This window comes from Paenibacillus kribbensis (assembly GCF_002240415.1).
GTDB lineage: Bacteria > Bacillota > Bacilli > Paenibacillales > Paenibacillaceae > Paenibacillus > Paenibacillus kribbensis.
This window is the reverse complement of the sequence record NZ_CP020028.1, coordinates 3,590,672-3,607,984: the sequence shown is the minus strand read 5'-3', so window position 1 is coordinate 3,607,984 and position 17,313 is coordinate 3,590,672. Positions and strand designations below refer to the sequence as shown.

16 protein-coding genes are annotated in these 17,313 nt (G+C 46.0%); 10 read left to right on the top strand and 6 right to left on the bottom strand.

Going from position 1 to position 17,313, the window contains the following annotated elements:
- Window positions 1-137: 137 nt before the first annotated feature.
- The 7 genes from B4V02_RS15975 to B4V02_RS15945 all read left to right on the top strand — a co-directional run bounded on the left by B4V02_RS15975 (window position 138) and on the right by B4V02_RS15945 (window position 8,701).
- Window positions 138-1,481, top strand: coding sequence for an ABC transporter substrate-binding protein (locus tag B4V02_RS15975; protein WP_094155549.1), 1,344 nt, complete (start codon window positions 138-140; stop codon window positions 1,479-1,481).
- Window positions 1,482-1,572: 91 nt separating this feature from the next.
- On the top strand, window positions 1,573-2,463 hold the full coding sequence (locus B4V02_RS15970) for a carbohydrate ABC transporter permease (protein ID WP_010348846.1): 891 nt from the start codon (window positions 1,573-1,575) through the stop codon (window positions 2,461-2,463).
- A gap of 27 nt (window positions 2,464-2,490) precedes the next feature.
- The gene (locus tag B4V02_RS15965) at window positions 2,491-3,333 is read left to right on the top strand and encodes a carbohydrate ABC transporter permease (RefSeq protein WP_094157018.1); all 843 of its coding nucleotides are present in this window, start codon (window positions 2,491-2,493) and stop codon (window positions 3,331-3,333) included.
- 81 nt (window positions 3,334-3,414) lie between these two features.
- The gene (locus B4V02_RS15960; RefSeq protein WP_094155548.1) at window positions 3,415-4,800 is read left to right on the top strand and encodes an arabinan endo-1,5-alpha-L-arabinosidase; all 1,386 of its coding nucleotides are present in this window, start codon (window positions 3,415-3,417) and stop codon (window positions 4,798-4,800) included.
- A gap of 40 nt (window positions 4,801-4,840) precedes the next feature.
- Window positions 4,841-5,812, top strand: coding sequence for a glycoside hydrolase family 43 protein (locus B4V02_RS15955; RefSeq protein ID WP_094155547.1), 972 nt, complete (start codon window positions 4,841-4,843; stop codon window positions 5,810-5,812).
- 244 nt (window positions 5,813-6,056) lie between these two features.
- Window positions 6,057-8,159, top strand: a complete 2,103-nt coding sequence (locus tag B4V02_RS15950; RefSeq protein ID WP_094155546.1) for a class I SAM-dependent methyltransferase — start codon at window positions 6,057-6,059, stop codon at window positions 8,157-8,159.
- Window positions 8,160-8,275: 116 nt separating this feature from the next.
- Complete coding sequence (locus B4V02_RS15945) at window positions 8,276-8,701, top strand: VOC family protein (RefSeq protein WP_094155545.1); 426 nt, start codon at window positions 8,276-8,278, stop codon at window positions 8,699-8,701.
- A gap of 87 nt (window positions 8,702-8,788) precedes the next feature.
- Here B4V02_RS15945 and B4V02_RS15940 read toward each other — a convergent pair whose 3' ends face one another.
- The 4 genes from B4V02_RS15940 to nrdI form a co-directional block, all read right to left on the bottom strand.
- Window positions 8,789-9,208 (bottom strand): GNAT family N-acetyltransferase, encoded by a 420-nt coding sequence (locus B4V02_RS15940; protein ID WP_094155544.1) that lies wholly within the window; start codon window positions 9,206-9,208, stop codon window positions 8,789-8,791.
- 15 nt (window positions 9,209-9,223) lie between these two features.
- Window positions 9,224-10,189, bottom strand: coding sequence for a class 1b ribonucleoside-diphosphate reductase subunit beta (nrdF, locus tag B4V02_RS15935; RefSeq protein WP_094155543.1), 966 nt, complete (start codon window positions 10,187-10,189; stop codon window positions 9,224-9,226).
- Window positions 10,190-10,389: 200 nt separating this feature from the next.
- Window positions 10,390-12,474, bottom strand: a complete 2,085-nt coding sequence (gene nrdE / locus B4V02_RS15930; RefSeq protein ID WP_094155542.1) for a class 1b ribonucleoside-diphosphate reductase subunit alpha — start codon at window positions 12,472-12,474, stop codon at window positions 10,390-10,392.
- Window positions 12,461-12,820, bottom strand: a complete 360-nt coding sequence (gene nrdI, locus B4V02_RS15925; protein WP_094155541.1) for a class Ib ribonucleoside-diphosphate reductase assembly flavoprotein NrdI — start codon at window positions 12,818-12,820, stop codon at window positions 12,461-12,463. The genes nrdE and nrdI overlap by 14 nt, the downstream gene beginning before the upstream one ends.
- 382 nt (window positions 12,821-13,202) lie before the next feature.
- Between nrdI and B4V02_RS15920 the strand changes: the two genes are divergently transcribed.
- On the top strand, window positions 13,203-13,304 hold the full coding sequence (locus B4V02_RS15920; RefSeq protein WP_244188338.1) for a DUF2500 domain-containing protein: 102 nt from the start codon (window positions 13,203-13,205) through the stop codon (window positions 13,302-13,304).
- Between the two features lie 69 nt (window positions 13,305-13,373).
- On the top strand, window positions 13,374-13,934 hold the full coding sequence (locus tag B4V02_RS15915; protein ID WP_094155540.1) for a GNAT family N-acetyltransferase: 561 nt from the start codon (window positions 13,374-13,376) through the stop codon (window positions 13,932-13,934).
- A 112-nt stretch (window positions 13,935-14,046) separates the two neighbouring features.
- On the opposite strand, the gene ahlS is transcribed toward B4V02_RS15915, so the two are convergent.
- Window positions 14,047-14,895, bottom strand: a complete 849-nt coding sequence (ahlS, locus tag B4V02_RS15910) for an AhlS family quorum-quenching N-acyl homoserine lactonase (RefSeq protein ID WP_094155539.1) — start codon at window positions 14,893-14,895, stop codon at window positions 14,047-14,049.
- 173 nt (window positions 14,896-15,068) lie between these two features.
- On the opposite strand from ahlS, the gene B4V02_RS15905 reads away from it, so the two are divergent.
- Window positions 15,069-15,452, top strand: a complete 384-nt coding sequence (locus B4V02_RS15905) for a winged helix-turn-helix transcriptional regulator (protein WP_025720753.1) — start codon at window positions 15,069-15,071, stop codon at window positions 15,450-15,452.
- Between the two features lie 145 nt (window positions 15,453-15,597).
- Here B4V02_RS15905 and B4V02_RS15900 read toward each other — a convergent pair whose 3' ends face one another.
- Complete coding sequence (locus B4V02_RS15900) at window positions 15,598-17,289, bottom strand: ABC transporter substrate-binding protein (RefSeq protein WP_094155538.1); 1,692 nt, start codon at window positions 17,287-17,289, stop codon at window positions 15,598-15,600.
- Window positions 17,290-17,313 lie beyond the last annotated feature (24 nt).

Genomic DNA, 17,313 nt, shown 5'->3' with positions numbered 1-17,313 from the left:
TGCATGAGAGGGATGATAACCACAGCGGCAGTGAACAACGGTTTATGTACCGCACAAGTAAAGGATAAAGCCGAATCGTGAAAGATTATTTTAACACCAAATGTATGCGGTTTCATTTAATTTTAGGAGGGGTCGCGTTGAGAAAGAAAAAAGGTTTTGCGATAACAATGGTTGTTCTGCTGTTGATGGTTGCTGCATTGGCTGGCTGTGGAGGAGGAAGCTCCAGTAGCGATGGAACCAAGGAATTGACGTTCATGTTCCGTGGAGGTACGGATGAGCAGAAGGCTTATAAGGAAGTTATCAAGAAATTTGAAGAGGAACATCCTGGCGTGAAGGTTAAAATGGTCGTGACGGCAGCAGATCAATATGCTACAAAGCTTAGAGCTGCGATTACAGGCAACAATCTTCCAGATATCTTTTATTTTGCCCCTGGAGACTTGAAAGCGTATGTAAATAGCGGCGTGCTGAAGGATCTTACACCTTATATTGAGAAGAGCAAGGATATAAATCTGGATAATATCTGGAAATATGGTGTGGATTTGTATCGGTATGATGGTAAAATGGCTGGTCAAGGTAATATTTACGGTATGCCGAAGGACGTAGGTCCATTCGCACTTGGCTACAACAAAACCATGTTCGAAAAAGCGGGCATTCCTGTACCTGATAAAGACAAACCGTATACTTGGGATGAGTTTATCAAGGTCAGCCAAGAGTTAACCAAAGATACAAATGGTGATGGTAAACCGGATCAGTATGGTACAGGCTTTAACGTTCAGTGGGCATTGCAAGCCTTTGTATGGAGTAATGGTGCGGATTGGCTAGACGCGAGCAAAACAAAAGTAGCGATTGATGATCCGAAATTTGCGGAAGCGCTTCAGTTCTTTGCCGATATGCAAAACAAATATAAAATTACGCCTGGAATCGAACAATCACAAACGTTGGACACATATCAACGCTGGATGAAAGGTGAAATGGCATTTTTCCCTGTAGGTCCATGGGATATGAGTACGTTTGAAAAGCTGCCTTTTGAATATGATTTAATGCCATACCCAGTTGGGTCGACTGGCAAACCGGCAACATGGATTGGCTCTTTGGGTATCGGTGTTTCTTCTAAAACAAAATACCCGGATGAAGCCGTAGAACTGGTTAACTATTTGACCACTTCCAAAGAAGGCATGAAGCAGCTCGTTGATGCGAAGGTACAAATTCCGAATCTGCTGGATATGGCGGATGAGTGGGTGAAGGATACAAAAACCAAGCCTAGCAATAAGCAGGAATTTATTGATATCGTAAATGACTATGGCCGTGCATTGCCTGGCAACTATACGTATAACGCGGAATGGTATGATATTTTCTTCACGGATATTCAGCCAGTGCTGGACGGTAAAGTTACGGCAGCCGATTATGTGAAGCAGGAACAGCCTAAGATGCAGAAACTGCTGGATAAAGCGGTGGAGCAAGAGAAAAAATCACAGAAATAATACGCAAGTAACGGATTGAGGATGATGTTAGCGGCTGATATCATGCTGCTGGCATCATCCTCTATCCAAATTAGAAACAGAGGTGAGTCCTGTGATAACCAAATCTAATCTCTATCGCAAAGAGAAGATATACGGATATTTATTTATCCTTCCTCCTATTCTCGGTTTGCTAATCTTTACGTTGTTCCCGTTTGTCTATTCGTTATACGGCTCTTTTACAGACTGGGACGGATTAGGACAAATGAACTTTATCGGTTTCGACAATTTTAGAGATTTATTTACGGATGAGCTCTTTTACAAATCGATGTACAATACTCTTTTCTTAATGCTGGGTATTCCAATTGGTCTTGTACTGGCTTTACTGCTGGCACTGGGATTGAATCGCAAAATTCCAGGCACGACGACATTTCGTGTGATCTACTATATTCCGGTTATTTCTTCGCTGGCTGCGGTTTCCATCATGTGGAACTGGGCATACAACGGAGACTACGGTCTGGTGAACCAATTCCTGGAGTTGTTCGGCATTAAAGGTCCCAACTGGCTGATGGATAAGGATACGGTTAAGCCAGCCTTGATCCTGATGACAGTCTGGAAAGGTCTTGGCTACACGATGCTACTGTACTTGGCCGCTCTGCAAAGCGTATCTCGTTCTTATTATGAAGCAGCAGAGCTGGATGGAGCCAGCGGTTTTCAAATGTTCCGCAACATTACATGGCCAATGGTAAAACCGGTAACCTTTTTCCTGGTCGTAACTAATATCATTGGTGGTTCGCAAATCTTTACTGAAATGAACATTATGACACCTACAGGTGGTCCGGAATATTCATCCGCCTCAATCGTCTTCTATATTTGGGATAAGGCATTTAAAAACCTGCAAATGGGATATGCCTCCGCGATGGCTATGATTCTTGGCATCTTCATTTTTATCGTAACTTTGATTCAATTCAAAATGAATGAAAAATCGTCCTTTGATGGGGATTGATTTTCGCGGAAAGGAGTGAGTCTGATGATGTCCCATAGTCAAAGAACGAAAGTGACCAATACCATTATCTTTATTGTATTGGCCATTGGAGCGATTGTGATGATCGCACCACTGCTGTGGATGCTGTCCACTTCGGTGAAGGAAAAGCAGGATGTCTTTGCTCTTCCGCCGGTATGGATACCAGAGGTGTTCCAGTTTGGCAAGTACAAGGAAATTTGGGAAGCAGGACCTCTGCTAAGCGGGATCAAGAACAGCGTGATTGTGGCTGTAAGTGTTACCGTTGTAGGTACCTTTACATCCAGTGTGGCTGCCTTTGCCTTTGCAAAGCTGAGATTTCCTCATAAAAATAAACTGTTTCTTGCACTTATCGCATCTATGATGATTCCATATCCAACGGTTATGATTCCGCAGTTTATGATGTTTTCCAAGCTAGGTTGGGTAGATACGCTGTTGCCTCTGATTGTTCCCGGTTTGTTCGGAAATGTGGTTATGATCTTTTTCCTGCGGCAGTATTTGCTCAGTGTACCGGATGCCATTATTGAAGCAGCTAAAATTGACGGCAGTTCTTATTTCCGACTGTATTCGTCCATTACGTTCCCGCTCATTAAGCCGGCAGTTGCGGCCCAGCTTATTTTATGGTTCATGGGAATCTGGAACGATTATTTGGCGCCGATTATCTACTTGAACTCACCAGAAACGCAGACATTGCAGCTGGTTATTGCGAATTTTAATGCGACTTATGCCATTCAGACGGACTATCCGCTTATTATGGCAGCTTCCATTATAGCGTTGTTGCCTGTATTGATTATATTCCTGATCTTCCAAAAACAAATTATTGAGTCGGTTGCCATTTCCGGTGTCAAAGGATAAGTGGGTACATGGAAGGCACCGGGGAGCGATGGAAGACGATTGCAATATGTAATGAATAAAGGAAGGAGGAGAAGAACGGTTATGGTTATGCTGCTGATGCTGGGCCTATCCGGCTGTGGGGATAACACCCCGGACCCTGTGTATCCGCAGGCTCCGCCTCCTGATCACTTGTATGATCAAAGCGTGATAAACGATGAACACCGCTGGACCATTAACAATGCACATGATCCGGCGATTATCAAAACAGATCAGGGCTATTATGTCTACTCGACGGATGTAAAGACAGGTGGAGAGCTGAGACCGGGTGTTATGGTGCGCAAATCGAACGACCTGATTCACTGGAACTGGGTTCAGTATGCATTGCCCGGCATACCCAAGGAAGCGGGGGCATGGTCATCCGCAACGAATCTGTGGGCGCCAGATGTTATCAAGATGGGGGATACCTATCGGATGTATTACTCTGCCTCTACCTTTGGCAGTAGGCGGTCAGCCATCGGGTTGCAGACATCCCAATCCCCGGAAGGCCCTTGGAAGGACGAGGGGCTGGTCGTTACAACGGATGAGCATGACAAGCTGAATGCGATTGATGCTAATCCGGTGTTGGATGCGGAGGGGAATCCGTGGATGGTGTACGGTTCTTTTTTTGGCGGTATTTATATTACGCGGCTTGATCCCTGGACCGGGAAGCTTCAAGAGCCAGGTTATGGCACAAATATCGCTGCCAGAGACCGGGCAACTGAGGACGGTGCAGTGGAAGGACCTTACATTGTGTACAATCCAGCCTTCCGTAAATATTACTTGTTCGTCTCGTATGATTCTTTGTTTGAGGACTATAATGTGCGCGTTGCCCGCTCGGACTCTATCACAGGGCCTTACGTGGATATAAACGGACATGATATGGCTGACACCAGTTATTTGCCTCAATACGAGATTGGCAATAAGGTACTGGGCGGTTATCGATTCAGCGAAGGAGAAGGCTGGGTTGCGCCAGGTCATAATTCCGTGCTGAAGGACGGAGAGGATTATTATATGGTTCATCATGCGCGGGGAGAAACGGACAAGAGTTGGCCGTACCTGCATGTACGCAAAATATTGTGGACGGCTGATGGCTGGCCTGTCGTATCCCCGGAACGGTATGCAGGCGAGAAGGAGCAGGATATACCTCAAAGATTATTATCCGGCAGTTGGGAACGCATCGTCATGAAGCAGGAAGTCGATGGTCAGGTGGAAGCTGCACCACTTCGTCTGGAAGACGGAGGACGGGCAACCAGCGGAACTCTTAAAGGCCAGTGGACCTTTGACGGCAAGCGTACTTTAACACTGAATTGGAGCGATACATCCGAAGGAACCCGGGAGCAACTGTTATTGCTTCCTTCATGGGATTGGGAGCTGGGTCGCCAGACGCTCGTTTTTACAGGCATGAACAATAAGGGAATTTCCATTTGGGGTAAGCGTATCAGCAATTAAAGTTATGAACTACATATTACACATGGAGGAGAGAAAAACCATGAATCAACCTGTACCTTTTATTAATCCGGTCATTGAGCAACGGGCAGACCCCTGGATTTACAAGCACAGTGATGGATACTATTATTTTACCGGCTCTGTGCCGGAGTATGACCGCATTGAGGTGCGGCGGGCCCGGACCATTCAAGGATTGAACACGGCAGAGCCTGTCGCAGTGTGGCACAAATATGAGACAGGCCCATTAAGCGCGAACATTTGGGCACCGGAAATTCATTTTATTCATGATAAATGGTACATTTATTTTGCAGCAGCTCGTACAACAGAAACGAAGGAAGGCCTGTTCGACCACCGGATGTTTGTGCTGGAAAATGATTCTGCCAACCCACTGGAAGGAGAGTGGGTGGAGAAGGGACAGATCAAAACCCGATGGGAATCCTTCGCTCTTGATGCAACAACCTTCCAGCATAATGGAGTTCTGTATTATGTGTGGGCCCAGAAGGACCCGGACATTGTTGGTAATTCCAATCTGTACATCTCTGAAATGAGTAATCCGTGGACGCTGCGCGGCGAGCAAGTGATGATCTCTACCCCTGAATATGATTGGGAGGTCATCGGTTTTAAGGTGAATGAGGGAGCAGCGGTTCTGAAACGGAATGGACGGATCTTTATCAGTTATTCAGCCAGCGCGACCGACCACAATTATTGCATGGGTCTGCTGACGGCAGATGAGAATGCGGATTTGCTCGATCCGAAATCGTGGGCGAAGTCTCCTGTGCCAATATTCTGCACGAATGAGGAAACAGGTCAATTCGGGCCAGGCCACAACAGCTTTACAGTGGCACCTGACGGTAGCGATGTTCTCGTATATCACGCCCGTAATTACAAGGAAATTACAGGTGACCCGCTGTATGATCCCAATCGACATACACGCGTGCAGCCGTTGAAGTGGAATGAGGATGGAACCCCTGATTTTGGCATTCCAGTACCAGACGGAGCTCCTGTGAATAAATAAGAAATATAATCTTGCTACGTATAACAAGGTGAATAAGATATCTTCTAAGCTAAAGGCTAGAGGGTATCTTTTTTTATTTGTGAAAGCAAGGGGACTTCTTTTTACATGATCAAAATGTTTAATATTTTCCACGGGATGGAAGCTGCAAATGTATGGTAAAGTGTAGTTTATAAAAGAGTGTATCCAGAAGTTTTTTTCCAAAGTCTCCTGTGCATACTAATCCGAATCACACGAGGTGAGAAAAATGCTGCAATCATTAAAAGCCATAGCTAACTATCGGAAAGAAAATGATCTAGCCTGGGATATGCCGACTTGGCTGAAGCTGCTCGTTTCGGCTGAGGAGCGTATTGTCAATCTGGAACGCATCCGCTCCATAGGAGAACTAAAGGATTCCAATCCTGTCCTGGATTATGTGGAGCGTACGTTGCTCATTTTGGACGGTCTTCCATTGTCTTTCTGGATTAAAGAGCTGCTGGAGGATGTGCTGGTATGGTCTGAGGCGGCTAAAGGGGGGACAGGGCGTGAACGTCTGCGCTGGCAGCAGGAGGGCATTAATTTATTTGTGCATAATATTGGCTCTTCCCAGCTATATGTCAGACAGGCCCAAGCGGAATCCCCTGCGTACCCGCGCAACAGCATGACTCGGATTTTGATTGAGACGCACGGACTAATCGGACAGTATATACGGGGTGAAATTCCTTTTGCAGAAAATCGGCCGTTGCTGGAAATTACTCGCAAGGGCTGGCTAAGCGCTGAGGAACTGGAGCTTGTGTTACGCGCTCTGAACGAATGTATTATCGCTGGGGTAGATCCTGCTCTATGGGAGCAGGTACGCAGTGAAGTGGAGCAGCTGATCGGCTGGATCGCGTGGGATAACGCACCTGTGGCTTGGGGCGTAAAAGAACGGCTAGAGAGATTGCGGTCCGTTTCTATTCATGAAGGCGAGCCGTTTGAACAGGCTTACGCGGAGTTGGAGCGTGAGTTGAATGTAGAAAAGGCGCTTGCTCCGCTGGAAAATCGTACGCTTTGGTATGTAGAGTCCGCTTTACAGGATTTTTCGCTCGAAGAACTGGTAAAGGTATTTTTACTTACATTGAGAGAGAGTACGGGGAGAGAGGGTACAGGACAGGAGCAGCCAGCTACGGTACGTCATATCAGCTTTGAATCTCTCATGAACACGATGTATTATGATTATCGTGGTGTCAAGAAAATTAACGTATACAAAAAACGAATGATTGAGAAATATTTAAGTGCGCTGTCCTGGCAAGATCTTTTAAAAGGAAAGCGCAAACATAACCCTCATCTGAGTGTGATCGTGGAGCATAAGGAAGAGCTGCCGAGCACCGTATTTTTTAATTTTGCATTTTCATCTGCGGCAGAGAAGCTGATTGACTTTTGTATTGAGGCAGAAAAAACGCCGCTGTATGACAAAGCAGTATTGCTGCTGTTCGATCTGTTCGGATTACGGCGTGATGCGTATGATCGTTTTCACAATGAGGAGACGTATCTTGCGGATATGAACCAGACCGTAGATTACAAAAGGGTCATTCTGGATTACGTGACTGGAACCCGCATTCTGGATATAGGGCCTGGCGGGGGCGTGCTGCTGGATCTGATTGAGCAGGAAAGACCGGATGCAAAGCCGCTGGGGCTTGATATCTCAGTAAATGTGATTGAAGCATTAAAACGGAAAAAACAATCGGAGGGTCACCGTTGGGATGTTATCAAAGGGGACGCGCTCCGATTGGAGGAATTTGTGGAAACGGGGAGCATGGACACGGTCATTTTTTCTTCCATTCTCCATGAGCTGTATTCTTACATCGAGCGAGATGGGACCCGGTTCAATCCGCAAACGGTGGAGGCGGCTTTGCAGAGCGCCTATCGTGTGCTGGCACCCGGCGGGCGCATCATTATTCGTGACGGTATTATGACCGAACCGTCAGAGCAGCGCAGACGTATCCGCTTTCTGGAGCCAGACGGGATGGAATGGCTGCTGCGATTTGCCGAAGATTTTGCAGGTCGCCATATTGAAATGGAGCTTGTAAGTGAGTCTGAGGCTGTTATGCCTGTCAATGATGCGATGGAATTTCTGTACACCTACACCTGGGGGGCAGAAGCCTATGTACATGAAGTGCAGGAGCAGTTTGGTTACTTTACCCCCTCACAGTATGAGGAATGCATTCGTAACACGCTTGGATCACAGGCGATTATTCGAGTGAACCGCCACTATTTGCAGGAGGGTTATACTAAGGCGTTGTCCGGACGTATTGAGTTGACGGATGAACAGGGACAGCCGGTTCCTTTGCCAGACAGTACTTGTCTGATCGTGATTGAGAAGCCTCAATAGGGCAGGAATTACTGGATGGAAGAAAGCTATAAAACAGCTCTGTTTTTCTTAACAAGTTTTGCATATAATACAGGTGAAGTGCCTGGTAAAATGACAATAAAGGAGCTGTGTTGAAGATGTCCAAACGTTTGATTCCCTACATCACCATGGATGGAAATGCAAAAGAAGCGATCGAATTTTATGAAAAGGCATTGGATGCGCAACAGCTTTTTGTTCAAACCTTCGGTGAAATGCCGGAAAACCCGGATTTTCCGATTCCCGCAGAGGTCAAAGGTCGTATTGGACATGCTACCCTTAAAGTTGGAGAGACCGAGCTTATGTTTTCCGATACCTTTCCCGGATCGCCGTTTAGCAGCGGGAACCAGGTGAGTATCTGTATTACAACCGACAGTGTGGAGCAAGCCGAAAAAATGTTTGCTGCTCTACAGCAAGGAGGACAGGTGGGCATGCCCTTGCAAGAAACTCACTTCAGTCCGGCCTATGGGAATGTAACGGACAAGTTTGGGGTCACATTCCAAATTTTCACAGAGGCTCGGTCGTAAAAAATGGAAAACGGTCAGATTTCGCTGTCTAGGCGATCTGGCCGTTTTTTTGCATCATTACCCTCGTTCTAGAGGTTTGGCATAGCTTTAATATGATTCAAAGAATAGCTGCATCCCTGGTGCGTCAGCAGGTCTTTCTTGAAAACCAAATTTTTTATAAAAGCTCTGCTTATTTTTTGCACTGGATAACTGGACCCACCTGATTCCGCTGGACTTACACTTTTCGAGAAGCTGATTTAAAATGGCTCGTCCCATCCCCTTGTTTTGATAATCGGGATGAACAATTAAATCACAAATGAAAGTTTGGTAGACACCATCTGAAAGAATACGACCAAACCCAACCAAATGATCGTTCTTATAGACAGTAATCACATACCAGCTATTACAAATCGCACTGTAGAGTATTTCTGGAGTATAAACTCCATTGCCATTCCAACCTGTAGTTTCATAGAGTGAAAAAAATTCTTCTTTACGTGGAAGTGTGCTCGTACATTCAAATGGCTGCATAGCTATCGCTACTCCTTACTCACCAAAATTAAAATCATCATCGGTCAGCGGCTCTACATTCATGGCGCGCACATAGCCGTTTCCTTTTTTGGAAAAGAAGTCATGCTGCTTGGTGTGGGTGCTAATGCCGTTGAATACGATCGGATTAACCTCTTCGTCTTCAAACAGCGGATCAAAGCCGAGGTTCATCATGGCTTTGTTGGCGTTGTAGCGTAAAAAGACTTTAACATCATCAACTAGCCCGATCGGGGCGTAAATTTGCTCCGTGTATTGCTCCTCATTATTGTGCAGATAGCGCAGCAATCCGACCAGCGTCTGGTAAAGATCGCGTTGCTCTTCCTCGTCCAGCTCTGCATAAATTTCCTGTGCCAGCACACCTACATATACACCGTGAATACTTTCGTCGCGCAAGATCAGGTCGATAATTTCCCCGCTGCAGGTCAGCTTGCCCTGCCCTGCCAGATAGAGAGGGTAGAAGAAGCCACTGTAAAATAAATAGCTTTCCAACAGCACCGAAGCGGCCATCGCGAGATACAGGTCTTTCGGTGTATGGATATTCATATAATACTGACGAATGGTTTCCGCTTTGGTCTGCAGATACGGATTTTCTTCTACCCAGTGAAACACACCGTCAATTTCCTCTGTGGAAGCCAGTGTTGTAAAGATGCTGCTGTACGATTTGGCATGAATTTGTTCCATCATCGCCATGAAGCTTAGTACGGCTTTACGCTGAAGCCCGTCCACATGCTCCATAATTTGCGGCATCCCCACGCCGCCTTGAATGGTATCCAGCAGCGTCAAGCCGCCAAGCACCTTCATGTAGGCCTCTTTTTCGATATCACTGAGGGTCACCCAGGTCATCTTATCGTCAGACAGTGGAATTTCATCATCTGTCCAAAATTGCATAATATTCTGGTTCCAGAACATCAGAGTGAAATCATCGTCCGAGCGATTCCAGTTTACAGCTTGTATACCTGTCATTGTTTAGCATTCTCCCTTCAGCTTGCGAGATTCCCCAGGATCTCAATAAAATGATGCAGGCGAATCATCGTATGCTTGACATACGGAAGCTGCATCCGCAAGGCCGTGATCTGACCAAACCTGCACTGGCCTGGACGTCACGCTGGATACAGCTTCTAATGAAAAGCATTTTTATATATTTATTTTCTAAACATCATGCTTTAGATCGAGCAGGTGAGGCACTCTTCCACAGACAGCTTTTTGGTACGTGTGTAGTACAACGATTTAAGTCCTTTATGTGCAGCATACAGATAGCAACGGGCTAACTGACGTGTGGTTACATCACTGTTCACATGAAGTACTGTCGAAATCCCTTGATCCACGTGAGGTTGAATTTCTGCGATCAAATCAAGCACTTTGAACTGATCCATTTGATAAGCGGATTTATAGAAGAACACATTATCCTTTTGCAAATAAGGCATTGGATAGTAAGTCGTCGAATTGGCATAAGTACGTGTTTCAATCTGCTCAACAATCGGCATCACGCTGGATGTTGCATTTTGAATATACGAAATGCTGGCCGTCGGCGCAATCGCCATACGATAGGCGTGGTACAGTCCATTTTTCATGACGTCGGTTTTCAGCTTGTCCCAATCCGCAGGAGTCGGAATATCAATCTCCTTGAACAGCTCTTGCACACGTGCGGTTGTTGGACGGTAATCTGTATTCAGATAACGGTCAAAATACACGCCAGTCGCATAATCCGATTCCTCGAACCCGTAGAAGCTTTGTCCGGTCGCTTTCGCGATTTCCATACTTTTCTCTATGGAATGATAGTTCATCGTCATGAAGAAGGTGCGGACAAAATCCTTCGCTTCGTTGCTTTCATACGCAATTTTGTTTTTGGCCAGGTAGCCGTGCAGATTCATGACACCCAGACCCACGGAATGCATTTCGCGGTTCGCTTTGGCAACACCCGGTGCATTAGCCACTTGTGTCATATCGCTGACCGAGGTGAGCGCAATCATGCCCTCATGAACGGATTCGCGGATTTTGCCATGCTCCATCACATTGACAATGTTCAGGGAAGCCAGATTGCAGCTCACATCGCGGCGGATGATATCCTGCTTGCCATAATCTGCAATTTCGGAAGTTTCCTGCAACTGGAATATTTCCGTGCACAGGTTCGACATCTTCACTTGACCCACATTTTTAAGGGCATGTGCCTGATTGGCGTTACTTTTATTCATCATGTATGGATAGCCGGATTCCAGCTGAATCATGGCAATTTTCGTCAGCATGTCACGTGCGCTCATCGCTATTTTTTTCTTCACCCGATCGTCGGCAAGCAGCGTATCGTACATTACATCCAGATCCATGTCGTCCAGATGCGTTCCATAGGCCTTGTACACACTGTACGGAGCAAATACATGCAAAGGTTCATTATCCTGAGCCAGCTTGTAAAAGCGGTTTGGCACCAGCAATCCGATGGAGAGGGTTTTGAGACGCACTCTTTCGTCCGCATTGATTTTTTTACTATCCAGGAACTCCAGTACATCCCAACCAAAAATGTTGTAGTACGCCGCGCCGGAGCCCTTGCGCTGCCCCATTTGATCCGCGTAGGAGAATCCGTCTTCCATCAGCTTCAGCACAGGCATAATACCTTTGGCTGCACCTTCTACGCCTTTGATTGCTTCGCCCCGTGACCGCAGCTTCGACAGGTTGACCGCAACGCCGCCGCCGATTTTCGACAACTGCATGCATGTGTTCAGCACGTAGTTGATCGAGTTAAGAGAGTCGTCCATTTCGAGCAGGAAGCAGGATACCAGCTCTCCACGGCGACTTTTGCCTGCATTCAGGAATGTGGGTGTGGCCGGCTGGAGGCGCTGCTCCATCATCGAGCGGGCGAGCAGCCGCGCCGTATCAACATTACCGCGTCCCAAATGCAGTGCGACTGCTGCAACCCGGTCAGGATAATGCTCCAGATAGACCTTACGGTCATTGCTTTTCAGTGCATAATCGGTATAAAACTTGGATGCCGCCATATAGGAAGGGAATTTAAACTGATAGCTATGCGTGATATGGAAAATATCTTTAACTTCATCTGCTGTATAGCTATTATAGAAATTCTCGTAATAATCATTCTCAATCATGTACAGCACTTGAGCCGCTGTATCTGCAAACTTCAGGCTGCGTTCCTGAACTTCCTTCATAAATTCTGCGACAGCCTCTTGATCCTTTTCCAATTGGAAAAAGCCGTCTGTATCGCGTTTCATCAACATGTTGTTCAATTCAATATGCCGCAACTCGGCTCACCTCCTGTTTAAAACGCTCTACATCTCCGAACGTTCCAGATAATTCAAATTTACTAATCACAGGGACATTATAATGATCAGCAATCAAATCTGCGCTTTTTGCAAAGCATTCGCCCCAATTGCGGTTGCCGCTTGCAGCTACACCGACAAGGTTTTTAGCGTTTCTTTGCAAAAAGGAAGATACCCTCTCAGGTATCTGACCAAACCCTGTCGTATATGTAATGAGTACGTATGGTTCATCTATAGTCATTTGCTCCTGGATCTGAACCGCCGGAAGCTTGAGCTTTCCAATAAATCTTTTTACATTGCCGGTCTTGGAATCATAAGCAATCAGCATTGTAGGCATCCTCCTTAACAATTAACGAAAAAAAGAAAACGGCATTACCCGCCTCTATATGTACATGTATTTTCATTCCTGTAAGTTCAAGATATCGGGCGAAAACACGTTTTTCACACTATATTTAGAGCACATTTTCTATTTTATATCTATATATAGTTTTGTCAATCGCTCCAAAGGGGATCAGAGGGCCCAGATCGGGTATAAGTCCAAGCGGGGTGCGGAAAAGAGCGAAAGAACTTTTTTTTCGTAAGTATGTTAAAAAAGTATTGGAGTTTTTGAGGTTGAAGATGTACCATTTGTCAATGGGCAATAGAATGGAAAATTTACATATTATTATATTACCTTTGAGTTTGACGGGGGTGAACGTAAGGAGCTGGAGGTGAAGGATACGGACTTCGGTATGATTGTGGTCGGGGACCGTGGGGAGCTTCATTATAAGGGTACACGTGTTGTGGGGTTTGTGAGAATGATGGAAGCGTAAAGTATAGTGTAAAGTATATTGTAGAGAGCTGGAATGACTGAAAAAATACATACCGGAGGGAAGATGACGATGCCGCACATTATTGGGGAACGAATTGTATTGAGAGAATACCGTCTGGAGGATATACCTGATATACGAAAATGGGTCAATGACCCGGAAATTACATATGGCTTAAGCGATGTGTTTATCTATCCGCATTCACAATTCAGTAGCGAATCCTTTGTACAGATGATGATTGACGGCAACTCCGAGATCAAGGGCTTTATCATTGCTCATAAAGACACACTGGACTATATCGGACAACTGGATTTATTTAAAATCAACTGGGTGAATCGGCACGCCACACTTGGTATTGTGATCGGACGTGACGGTGACCTGGGTAAGGGCTACGGACGGGAAGCGATTCGGCTAATACAGAAATTTGCATTTCATGCTCTGAACCTGCATCGGCTGGAGCTGGAGGTCTATGCGTTCAATGAACGTGCATACCGTTGCTATCTGGCTTGCGGTTTCAAAGAGGAAGGTCGGCTACGGGAAAAGCTGTTCAGAGAAGGTCAATACTATGACATTATTCAGATGGGGATTTTGCGGAGCGAATATGAAGCTGCAGAGCAAGCGAAGGAATCTTGAAAGTGAAACCGTATAAGTTATTTTACTCGGTTTAATCCGGACAAAACGAGCGAATCATAGAAGCCCGCGAAATTGCGGGCTTTTGGGGTGGATACCTGATATATTAAACTTTTTATTCGTAATATCCCTCGGTTGATTTGCGGAATTGTTTGAATTGATTAATATCATGTCCGAACCATACTTGAGAATTCGTCCGTGCAGCCAGTGTGCGAATTTTTTCCACCGTATCCCGGTAACCAAGCAGATCATAAATAATACCTGGCGGCTTGACGGGTGGACCGTAGCTTTCCGCTGAATAGATAGCGTCCGAAGCAAGGATGATCCCCCCTGTCTCCGGCAGTTCAATATGCAAGCCTATCATCCCCCAAGCATGCCCGCTGCCAAAGTTGAGAATGTTGATACCTTCAGCCAGTTCCAGGTTATCCTGATGGCGTTTGATTGTTTTCCACTGCAAGTGATTTTTGATCCATGCATCAATGTCCGCCCAGACATAAGCTCCTTCCTTTACATTACGGGCATAGTTCTGCAGCGCACCGTTCAACTCATCCTCATGTACGATAACGGTAGAATTCGTAAACATTTCCAAACATCCCGCGTGATCCAAATGCAAATGGGAGGCAATGACGTACCTAATTTCCTCAGGTCTTACATTCAATTGCTCCAGCCGGTTATGCAGGTAACATTCCTCACTGGCCACCCAAGGGGATGCCAATTGCGTTGATTCGGCCCAACGCCCTTCGCTGCCCATCGAGTTCGGATTACATGCTGTATCAAACAAAATCTTTCCCTCAGGGTGGTCGATCAATACTGTATAGATGGGGAATTCAGTGAACTCTGTTGAGGCATTAGGATTGTTAATCGTGGCCGGATTATGCATGGCGATTATCCAGTTCTTGTCCATGCTCATTCGTCCGTTATCCATCACATACAGCTTAGGCCGCGGTTTAATAATATTTGACATGTTCGTTTCCTCCCAATGAAGAGTAATTTCCAAGTGAATCTCTAGCTTCACTCTTGACGGTTACGCTGCCGTAGCGGCAGGTATAGACATATCCTAATATAAAATCTAAACTTACATAAGGAGGCACTTTAATGTGTCCAGGGTACTTTTAGGTGCATAGGAGGGGAAAGGATTTGACATCTTCAACCACAAATAAACAACCCGACATCACGCTGGCGGGTTGTGGCTATAGCAGAGTCCTTGAGATTATTTCCAACAAGTGGACGGCACTCGTCATTTACGCATTGGAGAATGGGCACATCAGATACGGGGATATTTCCAGAAGAGTCGAGGGCATTTCCAAAAAAATGCTGACACAAACGGTGCGTAAGCTGGAGCGGGATGGGCTAGTCCAACGCCATATTACACCAACAGTACCCCTTACCGTGGAATATTCGCTAACCCCTTTAGGCGAAACCTTACTTCAACCAATGAAAGAATTAAGACAGTGGGGCAGAACGAATTATTCGCATGTAGAGGAGGCGAGAGGCAATTATGATCTGAAATACAGTAAGTGAAGATTTGCAAAAGAATCTCTAATGAGTATCGTTCTACATAAAAACGGAGTAGTCGGATGGTGCTGTACAAGAGAAGTCCCATCCGACTGCGTAGTGGCACGAAGTAGTAACGATAGGTAACTTTTAAGTTCAGCTTATTTGATCGTTATTTCTCCCCGTACCATAGCTTCAGCCGATTTTGGATCAGGCCAGTGTAGACTTCTTCAGCCTTCGGTACACCTGCCTGGTCCAGTTCCTGCAGCATACGGTCATAGACGGTGTCGAACTGATCCGGCTTGGCAAGTATAGCCTCAGGAATCCGTTTGCGCACAATGTCCTGCGACTTCTGATAAATGACATTGTAGTTCGTATCGGTCGGAACCGGCATATTGTAGGCGGCACCCCACTCTTTTGCCGGGAAATCCTTTTCGTTCGGGAACAGGTCCTTCCATGTCTGGGCCTTGTATGCCTGAAGGGATTCTTTTTCGGCTTGGCTGTAATTTTCGGTAATCATTTCCGGATAGTTGGTTGTATAGTAATTGCCAGAAGGGTCTTTGACGCTGTCCCCGTAATGAGGTCCCCATATCCAGTACAAACCGATACCTGACTCTCTAGTAAAAGAAGCATTATCGGTGTTTTTGCGTTGCTGTACGGCAGCCGGAATGACTCGTTTGCCGTTTTCTACATTGTAATGCTGGCCTTCAATGCCCCAGTTGCGCAAAATTTGTCCTTCGTCGGAGGCCAGAAAATCCAGAAACTTGATGGCACGCACCGGATTTTTGCACGAAGTCGTAATTCCGATGCCGTATGCAGCGTCAAAGCCAACTGGCTGGAGGGAATGATCCTGATATTTTTCATTTAAGGTGACTGGAAAATGAGCGTAGGTAAATTCATCCTTGCCTGCAGCCTTGAGGGCGTTTTCGGCATCCTGATAGTTCCATTCCTGATCAATGAGTCCAATGACCCGACCTGCAGCAATCTTGGATTTGTACTGATCACTTTTTTGCACAAAAGTATCCTTATCCAGCAATCCTTCGTTGTACATATGATTCAGCCAACGGAAATATTCCCGTTCTTCCGGGCGCTTGTAGTGAAGGATGGCTTTGTGTGTTTTCGGATCAATATAATACTCGCCATCATCCGGTCCGCCTGTAGCGATCACGGCGGGATTCGTCACGGTAATCTGAATTTTCCAGTCTTCGGCATCAAGTGAGAGGGGAATGGTAGGCTGGCCGTTGGTGGTGGGATATTTGGCGACATAGTCCTTGAGTGCTTTTTCAAAATCCTGGACGGTGCGAATTTTGGGGTATCCGAGCTTTTTAAGTGCCTGATGCTGGATTTCAAAGCCGGCCTGTGCATCAAATGCGATGTGATCTACGCCCAAATTGGTTGGGATCGTATAAATGGCAGGATCTTCACTGCTATATTTGATACGGTTAAAATAGTCTCCGTATACTTTCTTAATATTTGGACCGTATTTGTCAATCAGGTCGGTTAAGTCAATGAGTGCTCCGGCATCGACCATCTTTCCGACTTCCCCTTTGGGATACACGAGGTCAGGATACTCTCCGCTGGCGACCATCAGTGCAAATTTTTCCTCACCTCGACCATTGACGGCATATTCGGCATTGAGTGTAACGCCCGTTTTTTTGATAATTTCCTGTCCGACCGCGTCTTTCATGTTGTTCCAGTTGGAGCTGGAATCACCGCCAAAAAAAGTTAGGGTCATGGGACTGGTGTCATCGGGATCTTCTTTTGATGCCGTACCGCCTGTTCCGCTCGCACAGCCCGTTGTCACGAGCAGCAGCACAGCCAGGAGCAGGATGGAGCTTTGTCGTACCAATCTGTTCTTGAACATTTGCAATCCCCCTTTTTAAGTATG